Annotated in this window: 16 protein-coding genes; 8 read left to right on the top strand and 8 right to left on the bottom strand. The window is 39.5% G+C overall.

Annotated features, from left to right (window positions below; all coding sequences use genetic code 11):
* Nucleotides 1-329: 329 nt before the first annotated feature.
* The 3 genes from ACJJVZ_RS00820 to ACJJVZ_RS00810 form a co-directional block, all read right to left on the bottom strand.
* On the bottom strand, nt 330-788 hold the full coding sequence (locus tag ACJJVZ_RS00820; protein ID WP_273049687.1) for a thioredoxin family protein: 459 nt from the start codon (nt 786-788) through the stop codon (nt 330-332).
* A 72-nt stretch (nt 789-860) separates the two neighbouring features.
* On the bottom strand, nt 861-2,783 hold the full coding sequence (locus ACJJVZ_RS00815; RefSeq protein ID WP_405597274.1) for a hypothetical protein: 1,923 nt from the start codon (nt 2,781-2,783) through the stop codon (nt 861-863).
* A gap of 165 nt (nt 2,784-2,948) precedes the next feature.
* Nucleotides 2,949-4,187: a DUF3667 domain-containing protein gene (locus ACJJVZ_RS00810; RefSeq protein WP_405597272.1), complete on the bottom strand. Its 1,239-nt coding sequence runs from the start codon at nt 4,185-4,187 to the stop codon at nt 2,949-2,951.
* A gap of 217 nt (nt 4,188-4,404) precedes the next feature.
* Between ACJJVZ_RS00810 and ACJJVZ_RS00805 the strand changes: the two genes are divergently transcribed.
* Entirely contained in the window at nt 4,405-4,956 is a 552-nt protein-coding gene (locus ACJJVZ_RS00805; protein ID WP_182703072.1) for a YkvA family protein, read from the top strand.
* A 504-nt stretch (nt 4,957-5,460) separates the two neighbouring features.
* Here ACJJVZ_RS00805 and ACJJVZ_RS00800 read toward each other — a convergent pair.
* Entirely contained in the window at nt 5,461-5,841 is a 381-nt protein-coding gene (locus ACJJVZ_RS00800; protein WP_273049681.1) for a hypothetical protein, read from the bottom strand.
* A 476-nt stretch (nt 5,842-6,317) separates the two neighbouring features.
* Nucleotides 6,318-6,689 (bottom strand): isochorismatase, encoded by a 372-nt coding sequence (locus ACJJVZ_RS00795; RefSeq protein WP_138586287.1) that lies wholly within the window; start codon nt 6,687-6,689, stop codon nt 6,318-6,320.
* Between the two features lie 104 nt (nt 6,690-6,793).
* Between ACJJVZ_RS00795 and ACJJVZ_RS00790 the strand changes: the two genes are divergently transcribed.
* Both ACJJVZ_RS00790 and ACJJVZ_RS00785 read left to right on the top strand, forming a co-directional pair.
* On the top strand, nt 6,794-7,666 hold the full coding sequence (locus ACJJVZ_RS00790; RefSeq protein WP_405597269.1) for a LysR family transcriptional regulator: 873 nt from the start codon (nt 6,794-6,796) through the stop codon (nt 7,664-7,666).
* Between the two features lie 1,019 nt (nt 7,667-8,685).
* Nucleotides 8,686-9,171: a hypothetical protein gene (locus ACJJVZ_RS00785; RefSeq protein WP_077535490.1), complete on the top strand. Its 486-nt coding sequence runs from the start codon at nt 8,686-8,688 to the stop codon at nt 9,169-9,171.
* A gap of 33 nt (nt 9,172-9,204) precedes the next feature.
* Here the strand turns inward: ACJJVZ_RS00785 and ACJJVZ_RS00780 are convergent, their stop codons facing one another.
* Nucleotides 9,205-10,410 (bottom strand): anhydro-N-acetylmuramic acid kinase, encoded by a 1,206-nt coding sequence (locus ACJJVZ_RS00780; protein WP_405597267.1) that lies wholly within the window; start codon nt 10,408-10,410, stop codon nt 9,205-9,207.
* A 279-nt stretch (nt 10,411-10,689) separates the two neighbouring features.
* Between ACJJVZ_RS00780 and ACJJVZ_RS00775 the strand changes: the two genes are divergently transcribed.
* From ACJJVZ_RS00775 to ACJJVZ_RS00765, 3 genes are all read left to right on the top strand, one after another.
* The gene (locus tag ACJJVZ_RS00775; protein ID WP_405597265.1) at nt 10,690-11,718 is read left to right on the top strand and encodes an NADP-dependent oxidoreductase; all 1,029 of its coding nucleotides are present in this window, start codon (nt 10,690-10,692) and stop codon (nt 11,716-11,718) included.
* Nucleotides 11,719-11,768: 50 nt separating this feature from the next.
* Nucleotides 11,769-12,386 carry a glutathione S-transferase family protein gene (locus tag ACJJVZ_RS00770; RefSeq protein WP_138586283.1) on the top strand — a complete coding sequence of 206 codons (618 nt, stop codon included), beginning with the start codon at nt 11,769-11,771 and terminating at the stop codon, nt 12,384-12,386.
* Nucleotides 12,387-12,651: 265 nt separating this feature from the next.
* Nucleotides 12,652-14,271 carry a methyl-accepting chemotaxis protein gene (locus ACJJVZ_RS00765; RefSeq protein WP_138586282.1) on the top strand — a complete coding sequence of 540 codons (1,620 nt, stop codon included), beginning with the start codon at nt 12,652-12,654 and terminating at the stop codon, nt 14,269-14,271.
* A gap of 306 nt (nt 14,272-14,577) precedes the next feature.
* Here the strand turns inward: ACJJVZ_RS00765 and ACJJVZ_RS00760 are convergent, their stop codons facing one another.
* Together ACJJVZ_RS00760 and ACJJVZ_RS00755 are read right to left on the bottom strand one after the other, a co-directional pair.
* Nucleotides 14,578-14,886, bottom strand: coding sequence for a YkgJ family cysteine cluster protein (locus ACJJVZ_RS00760; protein WP_273047953.1), 309 nt, complete (start codon nt 14,884-14,886; stop codon nt 14,578-14,580).
* A 45-nt stretch (nt 14,887-14,931) separates the two neighbouring features.
* Nucleotides 14,932-16,860, bottom strand: a complete 1,929-nt coding sequence (locus ACJJVZ_RS00755) for an ATP-dependent DNA helicase RecQ (protein WP_405597262.1) — start codon at nt 16,858-16,860, stop codon at nt 14,932-14,934.
* Between the two features lie 245 nt (nt 16,861-17,105).
* Between ACJJVZ_RS00755 and ACJJVZ_RS00750 the strand changes: the two genes are divergently transcribed.
* The gene (locus ACJJVZ_RS00750) at nt 17,106-18,410 is read left to right on the top strand and encodes an NAD(P)/FAD-dependent oxidoreductase (RefSeq protein ID WP_138586522.1); all 1,305 of its coding nucleotides are present in this window, start codon (nt 17,106-17,108) and stop codon (nt 18,408-18,410) included.
* A 95-nt stretch (nt 18,411-18,505) separates the two neighbouring features.
* Nucleotides 18,506-20,005 carry a DUF2235 domain-containing protein gene (locus ACJJVZ_RS00745; RefSeq protein WP_193156838.1) on the top strand — a complete coding sequence of 500 codons (1,500 nt, stop codon included), beginning with the start codon at nt 18,506-18,508 and terminating at the stop codon, nt 20,003-20,005.
* Nucleotides 20,006-20,105 lie beyond the last annotated feature (100 nt).

Below are 20,105 nucleotides of genomic sequence, written 5' to 3'. Positions count from 1 at the left end.
CAAGGTAAGTGTGGCTCAAATGGTCAGAATAGGATCTCCGCGTAGCGGCTTAGTTCAACAACTTATCAGAGGATACTTTCCCTATTTTAGCGCGAAAACGTCCTTATTTTTTGAACTTACATTAATAGCAAACAGTTTAAATCATTGCCAGCTATAAATATTATTCTTTCTGTTATTTATATAAACATGTAAAAAAGAGGAAAGTGTCCTCTTATTCTTACTAAACTAATGACGACTCACCTGAATATCTGCTTTTCGCTCATAGCAACCTTTAGCTTAAATATAAACCCATCAGTCAAAACCGTAAGACAAATATAACCAAGTAGAATCTACAAACCCTGCGTTAAATCTTGCGCCAATGTACCCGTTGGCTTTTCAATTACACGCAGTAACTCTTTGCCATTTTGCTTAACAATAAAAGTAGCGGTGTATTGTAAGTCGTTCGCCTGTGCAATGCCTGAATCGTCTTGCTTGTTGTAACCAACAGCCACGTATTCAATGCTTGCAAGTTTTACTTTAGACTCTTCAAGTAACTTAATTAGTCTTGGTACTTCGCGCTGACTGTCGTGGCACCACGTGCCGAACAATACAATAAGCTCTTTACCTGCTAATTTTTGCATTAGCGCTATATCTTGCGCCGTTGGCGTAAACGCCTTGTATTGTTCGCTAAATTTATTGTGTTCACTCAGCAGTGTATCCGCTGTAATACCGCCAGAAAACGGGGCCGTATCAGCGCCGGCTATCAGTGGCATTCCCAAAGCGAATAACAAAATTAATTGTTTAAACATAAGGTTACTTTTTTAAAAGGAGTAATGTGACGACTATACCCAATATTGCGCAGTGAGTGAATAGAGCGGTAGTTAATTTTCTTTATCCATGAAGAAGTTCACTTGTGATAAATTAGTTAAATATTCACGCCTTACATTTTTATCTGTTGCCAGCTTATCTAAATCACCAATTAGTGTTACTAGCTTGCTATGAGAATGGCTACTCGTTCTTTTAAATTCGTCTTGTGTACTATTGCTATTAATGCGCTCTTTTTTATCCATGCTGTAGCTATCTTGGTTTTTTTCAAGCCATATATCGTTGATAAAGCGAATGCTACTTTCGCTAATAGTTTGCTCTTTTAGCGCCATTTTTATCTCATATTGAGATTTCTCGGGATTGAATTGATACGTTTTTTTATCCACATCCGCTTTGTAAGACTGATCAAGCCCTACTAATTCATTATTTTTAACCGCAGTGCCAATGTTATAGCTTTCTTTTTTATCGTAAGTATTTGGGTGACTATCTTGATAATCAAAACGCGTACTGGCATTTTTACTTTGAGTTACACCGCTAAATTTTCCTAATTTTTCTTGCTCTGTTGCTTGGCTTAACTCAATACTACTTTTTGGCTGATAATCTCCACGATCCATAGCAAAAGAAAACGCTGCATCAAAATCGGCTAACTTAGAAATACCTGCACCCAATGTATTTTTTTCGCTACTGCCAAGTCCTTGATAACGCGGATCGTTTGTGATCATGTTATCGACCAAATCCGAAACTAACTCGCGACCATTAGTAAATTGCTGCGACGCAACCGACTCAATACGGCTATAACGCTCAGCCGCAGAAGACATGCTAGTAAACGCATCTTTAAATAAAGCAAAACCTTGCTTCATTTTTTCATCGCCCTTGTGACCAAATGCTGAGTCGTTGGTCTCATCAAAGCTATTGCGCCGGCTGCCTTCTAAACTTTTATCTAAAGTGGTGATATATTGCTGCATTTGGTTTATGTCTTGCCCTCCAAAGGTAGACATATCTAACGTAAAATCGACTTCGTTTTGCCCACTTTCTGATTTGTATACAAGCGCTTGCTGATTGGATGCTGCGTCAATGTTATAGCTCAAATTGAGATTATTTTCTGAGGGTAGAATAGTTTCCCCGTCAGTTGTTGAAAAAGACACATCAAAACCAGATAACTGTTGATGATTAAAACCGGTTAAAAAATCGAGGCTTATATCAGTTTGATTTAAAGGCACGTAACTACTGTGCGAGCTTTGTTTAGTCTTAAAAAACTCATCCGCCATTTCACCTACACCCGAAAGTACCTGAGTTAATGCCTGATGTTCAGCCTTGGATAAATCCCCATTCACTTCGTAACTTAAGCTAAAGTCATCGGTCGCTTCACCGGTGTTTTCATCGTAACCTTGCGCAGAGTTAAAAGTGATATTGATAACATCACCTTCTTTTGTTTTTACCGATAATTCAAATAGGTAATTGTCACTATTTTCGTAATTTTTGCGGTTCAAGTCTTCCATAAAAGGATTAAGCGAGCGCTCAACACGTTGTTGACTCGAAGCTAAAAACGTCTGTTGCTTATGCCCAAGTTGTCCTAAATTCGACAAAATAGCGCTTGTACTGGCATACGCACCTTGAATATTTTTTACCGATGTATTTAAGCGTTCAATTAACTTAGTGCTATTTTCGTTATTCAATAAGCCTTCTTGCTGAGAGCTTATGACTGTGCGTAAGGCGAGTTCTTCATCGGAGAGTTTATAATTTAAAATGCTAGGTGTGCTTGAAATAGTCAATAACGAGGTTAGTTGCTGATTAAGAACTTGCCCTACTTTTTCATCGCTAAACTGCCCAAGCAGCTCATCGGTGATTTTTTGGGCATTTGCTTCTAAATTGGCAGTGGCTTGTAAGCTAGTAGGTGGTGTTGTTTGATTTGCATTATTGACGGATTGGGCAAGCAAGGTACTTAAGTTAGCATGACTGCCAAGTATATTATTAACCATGATTATCCTTAATCGCTAAGCCCTATTAAACAATATATCGGTCGATTAGCTAAAACCTTTAGGTAAAATGTTTAGCTAAAGGTAGTTATTTAAATATATAAATTTAAGGTCACGTTATTTGCACTGCGCTATCAGGTGTATTTTAGTGACCTATTGATAAAAAGGCTAAATTTCTGTTAGACCCCAAACGACTGCCACAAACGTCGTTAATGCCATCAATATAAAGTAAATAATACCGACAAAGCCATAAGTAAAAAACGCTGATATATAACCTTGTTTATAAATACGTTTTTGCATAATAAACAAGTAAATAGGTACCCATATCAGTAAGGCAAAGCCAATGAATCCTAAAATACTGGCCGCAGCAGTAGCAACCCCACCTCCCAGCGCTATAACATGGTCATGTGTTACATCCAAAATATCGATTGATAAAAAGCTGATAAAAATAAAGCTATGGCTATGCAATGCCACGGTTAAATGTTCCATATAAAGGCGCTTTGAAAAGATGAAAACCACCTTCAATAACAAGGCAAATAGAGGTAAAAGTACAAACATTAATTGCGGGAGTTTGCCTAATACTTCATTGATCAAACGGTTTGTGTCTGTGGTAAAGGTTTTTTTTGCTTTTTCTGCTAATTTTTTTGCAAAATCATCGAGCTTTTTATTACTTTCATCTGATAAAAAATCAAATGATAAACTACCATCAGCATTGTTTGAAATAGTAATATCATTGCTTTTGTCATTTGTTCTTAACTTAACGCGCTCCAGCTCTATGGTAGCCAGCTGTCGGGTTGTACTCACCAGTTTGGCATTTTCAGCAACAGAAATATCAAGTTTTAAATCGCTCAAATAGCGATTAAATCTCGCCAAATCAGCATCAATACTCACCATTGTTTGATCATCAGGCGTTGACTGAGCTTGTAATTTTTTTTCATTAAGCGTTTTAATATACTCAGTCACTTGGCTAATAGCAGCTTTGTTATTATTAATTTCAATGGTTTGTTTGTCTTCTCCCGAAACGGTTAGTTTTAGGGTTAAAAAAAACACAATACTGATGAACAAATACAGCCGTAGTGGCGGCACGTAATGCACTCGCCTGCCAGCAAAATACTCATTTGTTAAAAAGCCAGGGCGAAATATTAATGGCCATAAAGTACGACTCGCACGAGAATCAAAGCTAAAAATATCATCGAGTAGATGTAAAATAACCACCCAAAAATATTTTAGCGTGGAGTCGAGTGACTGCCCGCAATTAGAGCAAAAACCTCCCTCAACTGATTGGTGGCAATTATCACAATGCTTTTTAGGAGCCGCTTTAACCGCTGCACTCTCGTTAATAACGGATACTTCTTCGTGTGAAGAAAGCGAGCCATTTACATTCACTACCTGACTTTCTTGGGACATAATTTCACTACGACTATTTAAACTATTAATGGAGCAATGCACAAAACAATAGCACGATGTAACATATACATTACAAATATTTTATACAAAACCAACTATTAAGCGTGCTGCTAGCTCAAGTATCTGCTAAATTCAACATTGACAATAAGCTATTGATAATGTTGTCTGTCATAGTGATGATTTGCTGTGACCATATAACCAATACAGGAGAATTATAATGGCGTTTGAAGTTAAGTTTGAATTATCAGATACCGATTTAGAACACTTTCGTGATGTAATGCGTAAAGCACAGCAAGGTGCAAAATTACTCAGTGAGCAGGTAATAATTAATAATGCAAAAAAAATCAGCTTAAACATTAAAGACAATGTACCTGAGTTTGTACGCCTTCGTATTCAAAAATTAGAAACGTTTGTCGCAATGATTGAAGATGCTGAATGGCAAATTCCAGAAGATGAACGCGTAGAAATATTAAGTGCGCTTGCTTACTTCAGTGATCCTGAAGATTTAGTGCCTGATCACATACCCGTACTGGGCTTTTTAGATGACGCAATTATGATTGAACTGGTCGCTGGTGAATTTAGCGACGACGTAGAAGCGTTTGAAGAGTTTTGTGCCTACCGTAGTCGTGAAGAAGGTCGCAATGGTAACGTAACCATTACGCGTGATGAATGGCTAGACGCAAAACGTCGTGAACTACACAGCCGCATGCGCCACCGCCGTAATGCTCGTCGCTCTTCAGGTCGTTCTTCATTTCGTTCAGTGTTTTAAGCACGACTAACTGCAAGGCAATAAAAAGCTGATTTAAGCTCTTTTTTATTGCCTTTAATTCTAATCCCAATCTCAAAAACGCACTTATGCCTATTAACCATAGTTAAGGTTTATATTTTTTATATACGTAATGTAGATTTGATCCCCACACTCAATATATAAGTACCAGCTAGCACTCTTTTTTTTTGTATTAAAATCAGTGGCTCGTTATTTTACTTTTAACCTTCATTAGGCATAACGCCAAATATAAATTGCGCAATAGCTCGAATATATTTCAGCACCTTTGCTTTTTAGCAAAATTGTGGCGCACCATTACAGTGAAATGTGATAATAGAATAAGGTATCAATTTTGACGTTTATAAACTAACTCCTTTTGACTTCAAGGGAGGGGGTGTATGTGTAATTGGAATGAGTGAAACTGTAATTTTTAACTAGATACCACTGTTATAGTTAGCGATTTCTGTAATAGTTAGAATGGATGTCATCCTAACTTACTAACTTTAATTAATGCACCATCTCTGCGCTAAATCGGTCTCGGCCTTTCCAATAATTACACTCAGGACAATAGCAACCTACAGGATAATCAATTCCTTCCTCATGGGGGCAACCAATTACTTCTTGGATCATGCTAACGGATTTAGCTCCATTTGCATCAATGAAATTCAGTATTTCACTCATAACCAGTTCTGATTTTCTCAAGTCTGTTGAAGCAAACCACTTTTTCATTGGTTCTGCAGCTGCACCTTCATGCATTATAATTGCGCATACTGCTTTTGATGCAAGATCACGGTTTGGACCATAAAAAGCGATCGTTGCTATAGGGAAACCTTTATTACCTTTACGAGTCTTTTTGATTAGTAATTTCTTATTCTTGCCTTGAGCCATTTAGATACTCCAACATAAAAAATATAACAAGCCTGTAGCATAACTCGCTTTTTATTGTCTTTTTTGATCAACAAACCATAGCTGAGTTTTTATTTTGCTTCAATCGGTTACTGTATTTTTTAGCAGAAGATAAAAAGAGTGTTGTTTTGATTCGCGTTTTGGGAGGCTAAATTTAGGATGGATGTCTTGTTTATCCCTTTTTTTACTTCTTTGAATGGGTGTCATCCTAACTTTTTCGTTCACTATTATAAACAAGGCAGTACAAATACCGCAGTGTGAAGTAAAGGTATTCACTTTCATTTAACCCCGCAAGGTCAATTTGTTCATACCTTTATTGTTTGCAATATTTTGTACTTTATTAAAAGGAAAACAGGCTAAATGCAGCTGAGTCATTTACCTTTTTTAATAAACAGCTGTCGTCTCATTGACAATTCCTGTAGTAATTAGGTAGGTGTCATCCTAACTTCTTCTTTTATTTATCTTTCGCCAAGTATTTCAAATTCATCAGAAATCATACGAGCTTTACCGTCATGATCAATCACCCAATGCTCTTTATGAACAACACCAAAGGCTTTATTCATTGTCCATTGAGACGATAGAATATAACCATTATCACCAGCAGCTTCCCACTTAATATTCGTATACTCAACATTAGCAAAACCTTGGTCGATAATATTTTGCCAACAAGTTTGAATGTCTTCTATTCCTTCAAATACACCAATCGGCTTGGCTGTCATTACCGAATCTTTAGTATATTGCTGCGCGCAACCAGCAGCATCTTTATTATTAAAAGCCACTTTCCAAGACTCTGAACCTTCTTTGCATAATGCTAAAACTGTCTTTCTCATGATTACTTACTCATTGTTATCTTGTGAATAGATAATAGAACTATTGTTTGCATCTATATACAAAGGCAATAGAATTAATAGTTCTGTTTTTACGGACAATAATCATGAATCAATTACGTCATATGTCGATATTTGCCCATATCGTTGAAACCGGATCGATCACCAATGCTGCGCAAGCGCTCCAATTATCAAAATCGGTTGTTAGTCAGCACTTAAAGTTGCTAGAACAAGAACTTGGTGTGTTGTTAATTAAACGCACAACAAGGAAGCACATACTTACTAACGAAGGAGAGGCATTTTATCAATCATGTAGAGAAATGAATAAAATTGCTGATATTGCTTGGAAGCAAGCAAAAAATTCAGTAGAAGTGCCGCAAGGGAATATTAAAATTACTGCGCCTAATGCGTTAATGGATGTTGTTATTGCCCCCGCTGTTGGTGATTTGCTTAAGAAATATCCATTGCTTAAACCTGAGCTTATAAGCGGTGATGATCATCTTAATTTAATGTCTGATAATATCGACTTAGCGATCAGGGTGGGGCGATCTCAAACAAGTAATATTAAGCAACGCAGAATAGGTCAATTCCGAGACGTACTTTGTGGTCGCCATAACCTTGTTACACAAGGAGATATAAATAACGCTATGTACATAGCTAATACGTGGCAAGGTAAGAGAATCAGCCATGAATTTAGTGATAATCAAGGTAAGCTTATTGTGTTTGAAGCAACGGCACAATGTAGATCAAATTCTTTTTATTCCTGTTTAGCCTTAATAAAAGAGGGCGCAGGTATTGGCTTAATACCTGATTTTCAGTTGAGTTCAGTTGAACCTGCTTTAGTTGAAGTGTTTCCCCATTTAACCTTACCAATAAATCATGTTTATGCATTATATCCCTACGAAAAACATCTGCCTTTAAGCGTAAAAGTTTGTATTGAAGCCATAGCGAATAAGCTTGATAAGTTTTCAAAAAGATAAGTGAACTCATGTTTGTATAAAGATGCAAACATAGCTATTGCGTCTAGCGATCCATAGGTTGCTTAGTATATTTTGTTAAACAGGGTTTGGATTAATAAAACAACTAACTTACTCAATGTACGACTTTCACTCATGATCGTCTTGCAAGTACTCAAACGTAAACCCATAATCGCGATATGCATAGTGGCCCCCTTTATTAATTAGATTTAACAAACTGATATTTAAACTTATTTATGATTTAGGATGCAATTCTAAATCCGAGTAGCAAAGCCCAAATAAGACATATTGCCAGCTCCTCTCTAGCCCTGCTGGATATGATTCTCTATTGCTGATGCCTGAGAAATGATTCCAAACTAGGGCGTGTTGACCTTTCGTGATTGATTTTGCAGCAGTGTGTTTGGTATTTAAGCAAGGCAGAGCCTGTGATGTGTGGTTGTTCCCCATAAATAGGCGATAACGCAGCATAGATATCAAACATGCGCTGCCCTTTGGGTTCTTTCTAGGGACGATTAACTCTTTGTTGCTCGGTTTTTACTTAGCCCACTAGGTTACAAACCTCGCGCCGCGATTCAATCGCCCCTAGATTGAACAAATTTCAATCCACAAAGGTCAACACGCCCTAGGGCCTGTTTATCTTTCGAGGTTAAATTTGCAGCAGACTGTTTGGTATTTAGGCAAGGCAGAGCCTATGTAGTGTGGTTACTCCCCATAAATAGGCGATAACGCAGCATAAATGCCAAACATGCGCTGCCCTTTGGGTTCTGCCTAGGGGCAATTTACTCTTTGTTGCTCGGTTTTTACTTAGCCCATAGGTTACAAACCTCACGCCGCGATTAAATCGCCCCTAGATTGAACAAATTTTAATCCTGAAAGGTCAACAGGCCCTAGGACAAGAAAGATCCTTTTTGATCAAATCAACTTAATGCGTAGTTTTTATACTATCAGAGTCATAATTCTGTAATCTTGATAGTGGATAATTTCTATCCGATAAATATATAGACTCAAGAAGACAAAGTAAGATGAGCACACCTTTAGTGCAACTAACATTTGCGCTGCAATCATTTGAAGATCCAATGTCTGCGGCCATGAGCCACACCATGGAATACGAAAAGCTTTCGTTACAAGCCAATGAAACACATAACATTGCGCTGCAATGCATGCTGCCTGATGCAGCGCATGAAGATGATACTATTTCACTTAGCGCTACACATCCAAGTGCTCGTGGCGCGCAGTATTTTACTGAGCACACGTTAACGAATGCGGATCTTGAACGAGGTGTCGTAAATCTTACTTTGAGCAAAATTACACAAAGCCAGTGTTTTGTAATGCAATTGATGCTGCATGGTAAGCACGCAACTTTAAAAAACAGCTTACAATTTGATATGCATATTAAGGCATTTAAACAAGGTTACTGCGCACCATTTATTAATGTAGAGCGCACTAAACCGCAAGGTATTCGTCGCTATTTTACGAGTATGGGATCTACGTTTTTATCACTGTTTTAATGCTGATTGCACTCCTGTAACACTGATAAGTTATTAATCAGCGAAGCTTACTTTGCCCATAGTAACGCCAGCAATACCTTGCGTTGTATTATTTAGGTGCTGTTGCTCTCCTGCTAGGCATTCGTTTGCTAAAATAGCAAATAGTACAGCTTCTTTAGCATCTGGATCGATTCCGAGTGCGTGGGTATTTTTAAACGCTTTTACCGCAGGGCAAAACGCCTGTAGCTGCTCCATTAATAATGGATTATGTATTCCGCCGCCGCTTGCATATACCACACAGTTTGGCGCGTTTTTAACACACTCATTTATTGCTTTGCTAATAACATGAGCAGTAAATGCATTAAGCGTTGCCATTATATCGTCATGTTTTAAGTTATGTGTATTTGAGCGAGTTTGAGCCGCATCTAAATACGCTAAATTAAATATCTCAGGCCCTGTGGTTTTAGGCATGCTGAGCTTAAAAAATGCATCGTCGCATAGCGCTTCTAACAGCAATTTATTTTGCGTACCGGCTTTTGCAAGCGCAGCATCATTATCGTAATGCATATCACAAAAATAACGCTGCACGTAAGCATCCATAATAGTATTACCAGGGCCAATATCTGAGCTAAATACCGCGCTTGAGTTACCACATTTAGGTAGGTACGTGAGATTCGCTATCCCCCCCATATTTAACAAAATACGGTTTTCGGCTGCGCTCGAAAAATACAGATAATCGCCATATACCGCCAGTGGTGCGCCCTCACCTCCTGCAGCTATGTGTTTTTGCCTAAAATCACCAATAATAGTAATGCCGGTAGTAACCGCTATTTGATCGCTGTCGCCAATTTGTAAGGTGCCGTTATTAAAGTCTTTATGATTATGCTGCGACTGCGGACAGTGATAAATTGTTTGCCCGTGGCTGGCTATTACGTCTATATCGGCTGGGTTTATATTCCACTTAGTTAAGCACTGATTAACCAGTGTGCCATGATGCTTACCTACCCACGGGTGCAGTAAAGTCACAAGTTCTAAATCGCACTCTCGCTTAGCAAATACCTGTTTTATTTTAGTTTTATAATCGTCGTTGTAATCAACGGTGGTAAAATTTAAAACCTCAATGTGTGTATTTAAGCCTGCGCCCGTTACTCTACAAAGCGCTACATCGAGTCCGTCTAACGAGGTGCCACTCATTAAACCAATAATTAAACGGCTTGGCTTTTGGGCACTATTATAAAGGGCGGCTATGTGTGGATGCATAAAGGTATCTTAAACAGGTATCATATCTTGCTTATATTAGAGGACTTTAAAACAAAGTAATAGAGGTACTTACTACTTAAAGCTCAGCTTTAAAATTCGAATTAGAATAAATACTCCACTCATTAGGGTTGAATTATCAACCATCCGCCCAAAACTCCTGTATTAAGGTACGCATTGTACATATTCATACTGCTTATTCGCGCATTCTTGTTTAGCTGAACACAATTTCAAAAGCGTAAACATTCGATAAGTAGTTTATTTATATTAATAGGAGATTTTATGTCTACAACTAGTCGCCAACTTACTCTTAAATCACGCCCACACGGCGCGCCCAGCAATGAAAACTTTGAATTAAAAACGGTAGAGCTTCCTGCATTAAAAGATGGCGAAGTGTTATTGCGTACTATTTATTTATCATTAGACCCATACATGCGTGGCCGTATGAGCGATGCCAAGTCGTACGCTGATCCTGTCAATATTGGCGATGTCATGGTTGGTGCGACAGTGTGCCAAATAGAAGAGTCTAAAAACGATACGTTTAGCAAAGGCGAATGGGTTCTTGCCTACACAGGTTGGCAAGACTACGCCATTACCAACGGCGAAGGCTTAATGCAATTAGGAAAAGAGCCTACAAACCCTTCGTACGCGTTAGGTATAATGGGTATGCCTGGTTTTACAGCTTACATGGGCTTGCTTGATATTGGCGCACCAAAAGAAGGTGAAACCGTAGTAGTCGCAGCCGCAACAGGTCCAGTGGGCGCAACGGTTGGTCAAATAGCTAAAATTAAAGGCTGTAAAGTAGTGGGCGTTGCTGGCGGTAGCGAAAAATGTGCCCACGCAGTTGAAAAGCTAGGCTTTGATGCGTGTATTGATCACAAAGCAGATGACTTTGCTGCGCAACTAGAAAAAGCCTGCGACAAGGGTATTGATGTTTACTACGAAAATGTGGGCGGAAAAGTATTCGACGCCGTATTACCTTTGCTTAACACAGCCGCACGCGTACCACTGTGCGGTTTAGTATCGCAATATAACGCAACGAGTTTGCCAGAGGGTCCAGACCGTTTAGGTATGTTAATGGGCCAACTGCTTACTAAGCGTATTAAAATGCAAGGCTTTATTATTTTTGATGATTACGGCCATCGTTACGACGAGTTTGCACAAGACATGCAAAAATGGCTACAAGACGGAAAAATTCAATACCGCGAACACATGGTAGAAGGTATCGAAAACACAGTTAGCGCGTTTAACGATATGATCAGCGGTAAAAACTTTGGTAAAACAGTGGTTAAAATCAACCAGCCGCTTTAATTTTAAACGGCTTATTAAGTATCGCGCTTTATAAGCCTGCAAGGACAGACATGATCAAACTACACCATTTAAATAAATCACGTTCTAAACGCATAATTTGGCTTTTAGAAGAACTAGATGTTGATTACGAAATTGTCGCTTATCAGCGCAATAAAGACACCTTCCTAGCTCCTGACGAACTAAAGCATGTTCATCAGCTTGGTAAGTCGCCGGTAATTGAAGACGACGGCTTAATTGTGACCGAATCAGGCGCTATTACCGACTACCTTATTACTAAATATGGTAATGGCAAATTTGCTCCACAAGCAGGCACAGCTGATTACGTTGACTACCAGCAATGGCTGCACTTTGCAGAAAGCTCAGCAATTTTACCGCTTTTACTTAAAATGTTTGTACTAAAAGACGGTGCTAAAACACAGTTTTTAGAGGGCTATGCAGACGCTGAAACAGCTAAAGTAATTAGCTACTTTAACGACCGCCTAGAAGGTAAACGTTATTTAGTGGGCGACACCTTAACCGGCGCCGATTTTATGATGTCGTTTATTGTTGAAATTGTTAAAAACTCAGGTCAATTAGCGCACTTTAAAAACCTGGTTAAATACGATGAACAGTTACGAAGTCATGAAAAATTTCATACGGCTGACGAACTTGAAGCCAAATACGACTAGTCAATGGCATAGCACAGATAACTGAAAGAGGCCTTAGGCCTCTTTTTTGTTTTTATAGCTCTGCAATTAAATCGCCACCTAATAGAACATATTTTAATCCTGAAAGGTGAACAGGCCCTCATTTTATATACATATATTTTACAAAAAAAGCGGATTGTTGTGCTAAATACTGTTCCTATAGTGCATAATGGACTAATTATTATAAAATTTTCTTAATTGTACTGGTGGCCTACAAAGTCAGTACTTCTCACATTTGGAACAAACCATGACCATAAATATGCGCTTAGCCACAGGGTTCGGTGTGATCTTATCGATGATGCTTATTTTAACAATTATCGGAATTTCACGCGTTAGTCTTATTAATAACAATATTACGCAAATGACCGATGTGAATTCAGTAAAGCAACGTTACGCTATAAATTATAGAGGGAGTGTACACGACAGAGCAATTGCCGTTCGTGATGTTGTTTTAATAACTGACCAAAGTGACTTAAGTACAGTTTTTAATGATATAGAAGAACTAGACGCTTTTTATCAAACATCAAGTCGTGCCATGAGTCAACTCACTGCCAATATGTCCAATGAAGAACGCTCACTAATTAAAAAAATCAATCAAATAGAGCAACGTACTCAGCCTTTAATCAAAACCATAATAAGTGCAAAAAAAGCAGGTAATTTAAATCAAGCGTCGAGCGTTTTATTAACGGATGCCCGCCCAGCATTTACACAATGGCTTAATACCATAAACCAGTTTATAAACTTGCAAGAACAAGCAAATCAAATGACAACTATCGAGACCCGCGAAGTAGCTAGCTCATTTAGAATATGGATGATTTTATTAACAACGCTTGCCACTTTAATCGGTGCCGGCGTTGCCTATGTTATTAGCCAACAGATCAGAAACTCGGTAGGTGGCGAGCCGCAAGAAGCCGCAGAAGTAATTGCACTTATTGCCCAAGGCGATTTAACCGCAGATGTTCATTCGTGTTGCCCTAATAGCATGATGGCCTCTGTAGGCGTAATGCAAAGTAAATTAAAAACCATTGTCGATAGTATAATTAATTCATCTGAAGAGCTATCGACCCACTCTGCAAGCGTGGCATCGGGTTCTCAACAAGCACTTAGCGCTGCCGACACACAAGTGACGTATATAAATTCAGCTGTGAGTAGTTTAGAGGAGATGAGCAGAAGCATTAATTCTGTTGCCGGCTCAGTCAAACAAACTGAAGACAATTCAAAAATTACAGCGCAGTTATCTCAGCAAGGGAGTTCAGCAGTACAAAAAGTGGCGGCTGAGATAGAACAAATTTCTGTTACGGTAAAAGCAACAGTTACCCAAGTAAATGTACTGCAAGAGCACGTAAAGCATATCGGTGATATTTTAAGTGTGATCCGCAGTATCTCTGATCAAACTAATTTATTAGCACTTAATGCCGCGATTGAAGCCGCCAGAGCGGGCGATTCTGGTCGTGGATTTGCAGTAGTTGCTGATGAAGTAAGGCAACTTGCTCAGCGTACTGGCGATGCAACGGGCGATATTGAAAAAATGATTTTGCAAGTACAAGAAAACACGCAAGCATCGGTAACCGCGATGGAAACCACAGTACCGCAAGTAGAAAATGGTTTAACGCTTACCCACGAAGCAAACGAGTTACTCCATCAAATACAACAACAAGCTAACGACTCATTACATAACGTGCTGGAAATTGTTGAGGCAACATCAACCCAAGTAGCTACCGTGGCACAAATAAGTACCGGCGTTGAAGAAATTGCTAATATGTCGAAAGAAACCAGTATGTCGTTAAATAGTAACGCACAAGAAGCGGTGGCATTAGCGGATCTGTCGGGCACACTCAAAAAGTATATTAGTTACTTTAAAGTTTAAGTGTTTAGCGTTTTACAGCAATTTAAAAAGGGGCTTTAAGCCCCTTTTTTGTAGGTAGCAATAGTTATATGTAGGGATAACCTAGTTAACCTGAACTCTGGATAATAAATCTATCTCTAGCAGCTATTTTCAGCGCTAACTGCGTTGAATTTACTTGCAATAGGCCAGCTATTGACGCGTAAATTCGCCTTGTTTTCACTGAAAATCTCTGGCTAGAGAAAATAAATTTAAATATCACCATGATTCAATATGTTAGTAAATCTCTTAACCAGAGCTCAGGTTAGTTAACTAATCTAAACGAGATAACTATATACCCGCTAAATCACGCTCGGTAATACACTCGTCTGAGGCCATTTCAAACTCACGGCACACTAATGGCCGATTTTCGTAAATAGAACACATAAGCGTATTACGATCGAGTGCTTGGCACCAGCCGTCGTCAGCGCGTTTCATTACTTCGCTGCCCCATTTATCGTATGCTATATAGTTAAAAGGCACGCCGGTGTCGGTTACTATGCGCACTTCTAATTGGCAACAACAGGCTTGGCAGTTAGCACACGTAACGGGCTCTGGGGTAGTCGTAATATTTTCAACGGGAATAACAATATGCGGCATAGTGGCTTACTTTTTTGAATAAGCCACTATGATACAGTAACTAGTTTAACGCGCTAGTAGTTTTGCTTTAATATCGCCGTAACGCATCTGCTCGCACAATGCAAAGCCACTCAGCTGGCGTACTTTATTGCGCGTAAATAACGGTACGCTCATCCCCGCTAAAAAACGGCATTGGGTTTCAACACCCACGTTTTGATGATTTTTATCTGCCATATGCGCTAAAAACTCATCTACTTTTTGATAAATAAGTTGCTCATCAATGTGCGCAGGCTTTATAGAGTACTCAAGCTTAACCGCATGACCTCTACACACACTACAATGCCCACATTGCTCAGGGGCATTTTGATCGTCAAAATAGCGCGCTAAGTTATAGCTTAAGCAACTTTGCAGCTCAAAAAAGCGTATCAGTGCAGCTATACGTTTAATTTCGGCTTGTTCTTTGTCGGTAAAGTAGTCGTGAAGTTGCTGCGCAAGCTCGGGATTATTTATAACCCCCCCATGCACTTTATATACTTGGGTAATACGTTTGGTCTCAAGCGTTATTAGGTTTTTTTCGGCTAGGTAGTCAAGGGCAGCCACCACGCGTTTGCGATCAACCTGCGCAGCTTGTGTAAGGGAGTCAAAATTTAACGTGCCCCATATTTTTTTAAAATCGGTGTGGCTAAATATTTGTGTTAAAAATGCTTGGCGTTGCTCGTCAAAGTGACTAAGTAGCTCATTTTTATCGACCAAAAATTTATATTTAAAATCGGCGTAGTACGCATATTGTGGCGTTATTGCTCCTTGCATTTCGAGCTGTACTAACAAGGTTTTAAGGGCCAATTGTCTAATATTGCTTTCGCTTGAAAGGCTGTACTCTTGCATTTCCCATTGCTGGTGGCTTTGGCGAATATCGTTAATTACGTATTCAATACCGCTAAGCTCTGGCGTGTCGCCATATACAAAGTTTTCTACCGTATTGAGCCCGTCTAAATTAGCAAGCGTGTAACAGTTTGACGGATTACCATCGCGCCCTGCTCGGCCAATTTCTTGGCTGTAGTTTTCTATCGATTTAGGCAAATCGTAATGTATAACAAAACGAATATCCGATTTATCAACGCCCATACCAAAGGCGATGGTTGCCACTACAACATTAATTTTACCGCCCATAAAATCATCTTGAATTTGCCACCTAAGCGTATCTTCAAGCCCGGCATGATAAGCCACTGCTTGCAGGCCTTGCGCGGTTAATACATTAGCGACTTGCTCGGCGCTTTGCTGCAGTGTTACGTACACAATCCCGGGGCCACTTTGCGCGCGTACAATATTGGCAAGTTCGGTATTTTTATCGGCGGTTTTAACACTCAACACGCTTAAATCTAAATTAGCGCGGTAAAAGCCCGTTTGCACAATGCACTCAGGTGCAATAGCAAAACGCTCGGCCATATCGCGCTTTACTTTTTTAGTTGCCGTTGCCGTAAGCAACAACACTAAAGGAATATTAAGCTCTTCGCGGTAACGCGGTAGCTTTAAGTAGTCGGGTCTAAAGTTATGACCCCATTCAGATATACAATGCGCTTCGTCTACCACCAGCATTGAAAGTGCCACTTGACTTATAAACTCTCTAAAACGCTCGTTTTTAAATCGCTCAACCGAGACCATTAATACTTTAATTTTGCCGTTTCGCACGTCGTTCATTACGGTGCTGCTTTGCATTTGATCTTGGCTCGAATCAAGGCTAGCTGCATAAATGCCTTTACTATTTAAAAAGCTAATTTGATCTTTCATTAAGGCAAGCAGTGGCGACACCACAAGCGTTAAATTAGGTAAGTGCAATGCGGTGAGTTGGTAACACAACGATTTACCCGAGCCGGTCGGAAATATCGCCAGCGACGATTGACCATTTAAAAGCTGCTCTATAGTTTGTTGTTGCCCTGTTCTAAATTGGCTGAAACCAAAATGTTGTTCAAGTGATTGAATTAATGACGCGGTCATAAGTGTCCTTTCGTTGTTTTTAAACAGCGATTTAACTGCACAGCTAGGCGATAAAAACGTGAGTATAACTTATATGCCTTTGATCATCATTTTTTGCTGACATATCCTTTATTTAAGCGCAAAATAACCTTACTAAATACTATGCTAGTACGTTTGCCAAAAATAATTTTTGCGATACCCAAATAACCTTAAAACACTAAAAATAATACAGATTATTTGGGTATATTATTTTTAAGGGCAACGTTATGAGTATTACAATACCTAAAATCGTCGTTATTGGCGGTGGTGCTGGCGGATTAGAGCTTGCAACCCAACTTGGGCATAAACTAGGGAAAAAAAATCACGCAGATATACTGCTAATAGACAAGAATCGTACCCACATATGGAAGCCGTTACTGCACGAAGTAGCGACAGGCTCTATTGACCCCGATTTAGATGGCGTTGTGTATTCAGCCCATGCCGCAAAACATAATTATCGTTTTCAACTAGGAACGTTTTGCAATATAGACCAAAGCAATAAAACAATTACCCTCTCCCCATTAAATGACGAGTTAGGCCACACCATTTTACCTGGCCGCACCGTACGCTACGATCACCTTGTTATTGCCATTGGCAGCGTAAGTAATGACTTTAATACGCCAGGTATAAAAGAGCACTGCTACTTTTTAGATTCAAGCCAACAAGCAGAGCGCTTTCAGCATTCGCTACTTGATAGCTTTACCCGCCTTCATCAAGACGACAACCAACAGCAATCGCTTAATATCGCCATTGTAGGTGGCGGCGCTACGGGTGTTGAGCTCTCTGCTGAGCTTTACCATGTGTCGGAGCTATTAAAACTTTATGGCTTAACGAATATGTCCTCTAAACGTTTACATATTCATTTGATAGAAGCCGGCCCACGTATTTTGCCTGCATTACCTGAGCGCATAGCTACCAGCGCCAAACGCGAACTATTAAAACTTGGCGTAAATGTGCGCGAGCAAACTCAAGTAAAAGAAGGCACCGAACAAGGGTTTATCACCAAAGATGATGAACACATTGATGCCGATATTATGGTATGGGCGGCAGGTGTAAAAGCGCCTGATTTTATTAAAGACTTAGGTATTTTTGAGCTGACTCGTAGCAATCAAATTCAAGTAAACGAGTTTTTACAAAGCACCGTTGATAAGAGCATTTTTGTATTAGGCGATTGCTGCGCATTTACCCAAGCCGATGGCAAGCAAGTACCACCACGCGCACAATCGGCGCATCAAATGGCGCAGTGCGTTGAAAAAAACCTAATAGCCACATTGAAGCAGCAACCACTACGCGGCTTTAAATACAGCGATCATGGCTCGCTGGTTAACTTATCGAGCTACAGCACTGTGGGTAACTTAATGGGGAACCTCACCAGTAATACCTTTTTTATTGAAGGTAAAATTGCCCGCTTTATGTATATATCGCTTTATAGAATGCATCAACGCGCCATACACGGCAGCGCAAAAACCTTTGCATTATGGATAAGCGAAAAAGTACTACGTGTTGTGCGCCCAAAAATGAAATTACATTAAAGGCGGTTTAAATTAAAGACAGTGAGCGCTATCACTGTCTTTAATTTTTAACACGGTTTGTGTAGAGTATTTAAAACAAATAAAGGATTGGGGCTATGGCGGGAAAAACGCTAATTTTTAACTTTGACGGCACAGGTAATGAGCCTCGTGACGCAGAGCAATTTAGCTCAGAACACTTTAAAGAAGACGCCAGTATCTCTAATATCCTAAAATTGCACTTACTACTTGGCGGTAAGTTAGAAAACGCCACTACCACTGCATTTTCAAACCAACTTAGTTTTTACTACCAAGGTATTGGTACCAAAGGTAGCCACTTAAAGCGGGTACTAAATCAAACATTTGCGCCACGAAGTGACGATGTAGCTAGCATTTTAAATCAAGCTTTTAGTGATTTTAAAACTCATTACCAACGTGGCGACACACTACTTTTAACTGGTTTTAGCCGAGGTGCTGCGCTTGCTAGGCGATTTGCTAAATGCCTTGAACGCTTAATAAAGGAAAACGTTTATTTATGTGTATTTGATACCGTGGCCTCTATTGGCTTATCAAAAATAAATAAAGCGGCTTATGGCGCAGAGCATGTTATTTTTGAAAACCACACCATAGCAACAAACGTTACTCAAGCTCTGCACTGCGTAGCCCTTGATGAAAAAAGACGTGCGTTTGAACCCACACTTATGAATCATCAAAGTAATATTACTGAGCTGTGGTTTGCTGGCGCGCATTCTGATATTGGCGGCGGTTATTATCGCGATGGTTTAGCTGATATTTGCCTACGCTACGCCTTAGAATGGTTAATAGAGCAGCCGCTTAGTATATCTTTGCTAACCAGTCATAGTATAGATTATGAAACATTACTACCTGATAGTAACTTAGTGGCGCAAGATGATGTTACCGTGATACCCGATCCACTTGCATTGAGTCATCAACAAAATTACTTTTGGTTTAACCCGCTGTTAAAATTAATAGACAGGGAATGCGCCGTATTACTAGATAACGAAACCAGCAGCCTTAAACCGCTCGTGCACCACAGCGTAGCTGAGCGTATTAATAAACTGACAAGCTATCGACCAGAGTCATTAAAAAAGCGGCAATATAAAATTAGTTACAGCGACAACAGCACGTTGAGTTTTATAGGGCTAAGCGCTCATATTGAGCTGGCTAATCAAAACATGAGTATGCTGAGCATTAACCAAAGCCAAGATGTAACCGTATTTGCCAGTGAGCACTACAATGCTACAGGCTTAATGCTTGAACTAGGTGCTACGTATCGCTTTGCACCCTACCCAAATCAATATTGGTTTGACGATGGTATAAAGTGCACACCATTAGGCTGGAGCCGCGATAATGTGCAACTTGGTGTAAAAGAAATCCCCATGGCAGTGCTTGAACCGTTTAGACGATTGCCTCACGCACAATGGTTTTCGTTAATAGGCGCTATAAATAAAAGCGACGATCATCTATTCGAAATAGCAGATGGCGCAGATATTAAAATCACTAAGTCAGGTGAGTTTTGTCCATTTGCAAACGACTTAAGCCGCTTTTATGGTGCGAATGCAGGTAAGGTAAAAATGAAAGTAACAAGATTGAGTTAGCTTATTTTCAGCTAGGCGTTTTTAAAACACACACTATTTAACCTGAACTCTGGTTATTTAATATGGTTATAAGCGCAAGGGCTTACTAGTTTGATCAGTA

It is taken from the genome of Pseudoalteromonas sp. Ld19 (genome assembly GCF_045064135.1).
GTDB classification, from domain to species: domain Bacteria; phylum Pseudomonadota; class Gammaproteobacteria; order Enterobacterales; family Alteromonadaceae; genus Pseudoalteromonas; species Pseudoalteromonas aliena.
This window is presented reverse-complemented; position numbering and strand designations above follow the sequence as displayed.

Coding starts and splice junctions, on each gene's coding strand:
- ACJJVZ_RS00820 (WP_273049687.1), bottom strand. CDS start 788: ATGTTTAAACAATTAATTTTGTTATTCGCTTTGGGAATGCCACTGATA.
- ACJJVZ_RS00815 (WP_405597274.1), bottom strand. CDS start 2,783: ATGGTTAATAATATACTTGGCAGTCATGCTAACTTAAGTACCTTGCTT.
- ACJJVZ_RS00810 (WP_405597272.1), bottom strand. CDS start 4,187: ATGTCCCAAGAAAGTCAGGTAGTGAATGTAAATGGCTCGCTTTCTTCA.
- ACJJVZ_RS00805 (WP_182703072.1), top strand. CDS start 4,405: ATGGCGTTTGAAGTTAAGTTTGAATTATCAGATACCGATTTAGAACAC.
- ACJJVZ_RS00800 (WP_273049681.1), bottom strand. CDS start 5,841: ATGGCTCAAGGCAAGAATAAGAAATTACTAATCAAAAAGACTCGTAAA.
- ACJJVZ_RS00795 (WP_138586287.1), bottom strand. CDS start 6,689: ATGAGAAAGACAGTTTTAGCATTATGCAAAGAAGGTTCAGAGTCTTGG.
- ACJJVZ_RS00790 (WP_405597269.1), top strand. CDS start 6,794: ATGAATCAATTACGTCATATGTCGATATTTGCCCATATCGTTGAAACC.
- ACJJVZ_RS00785 (WP_077535490.1), top strand. CDS start 8,686: ATGAGCACACCTTTAGTGCAACTAACATTTGCGCTGCAATCATTTGAA.
- ACJJVZ_RS00780 (WP_405597267.1), bottom strand. CDS start 10,410: ATGCATCCACACATAGCCGCCCTTTATAATAGTGCCCAAAAGCCAAGC.
- ACJJVZ_RS00775 (WP_405597265.1), top strand. CDS start 10,690: ATGTCTACAACTAGTCGCCAACTTACTCTTAAATCACGCCCACACGGC.
- ACJJVZ_RS00770 (WP_138586283.1), top strand. CDS start 11,769: ATGATCAAACTACACCATTTAAATAAATCACGTTCTAAACGCATAATT.
- ACJJVZ_RS00765 (WP_138586282.1), top strand. CDS start 12,652: ATGACCATAAATATGCGCTTAGCCACAGGGTTCGGTGTGATCTTATCG.
- ACJJVZ_RS00760 (WP_273047953.1), bottom strand. CDS start 14,886: ATGCCGCATATTGTTATTCCCGTTGAAAATATTACGACTACCCCAGAG.
- ACJJVZ_RS00755 (WP_405597262.1), bottom strand. CDS start 16,860: ATGACCGCGTCATTAATTCAATCACTTGAACAACATTTTGGTTTCAGC.
- ACJJVZ_RS00750 (WP_138586522.1), top strand. CDS start 17,106: ATGAGTATTACAATACCTAAAATCGTCGTTATTGGCGGTGGTGCTGGC.
- ACJJVZ_RS00745 (WP_193156838.1), top strand. CDS start 18,506: ATGGCGGGAAAAACGCTAATTTTTAACTTTGACGGCACAGGTAATGAG.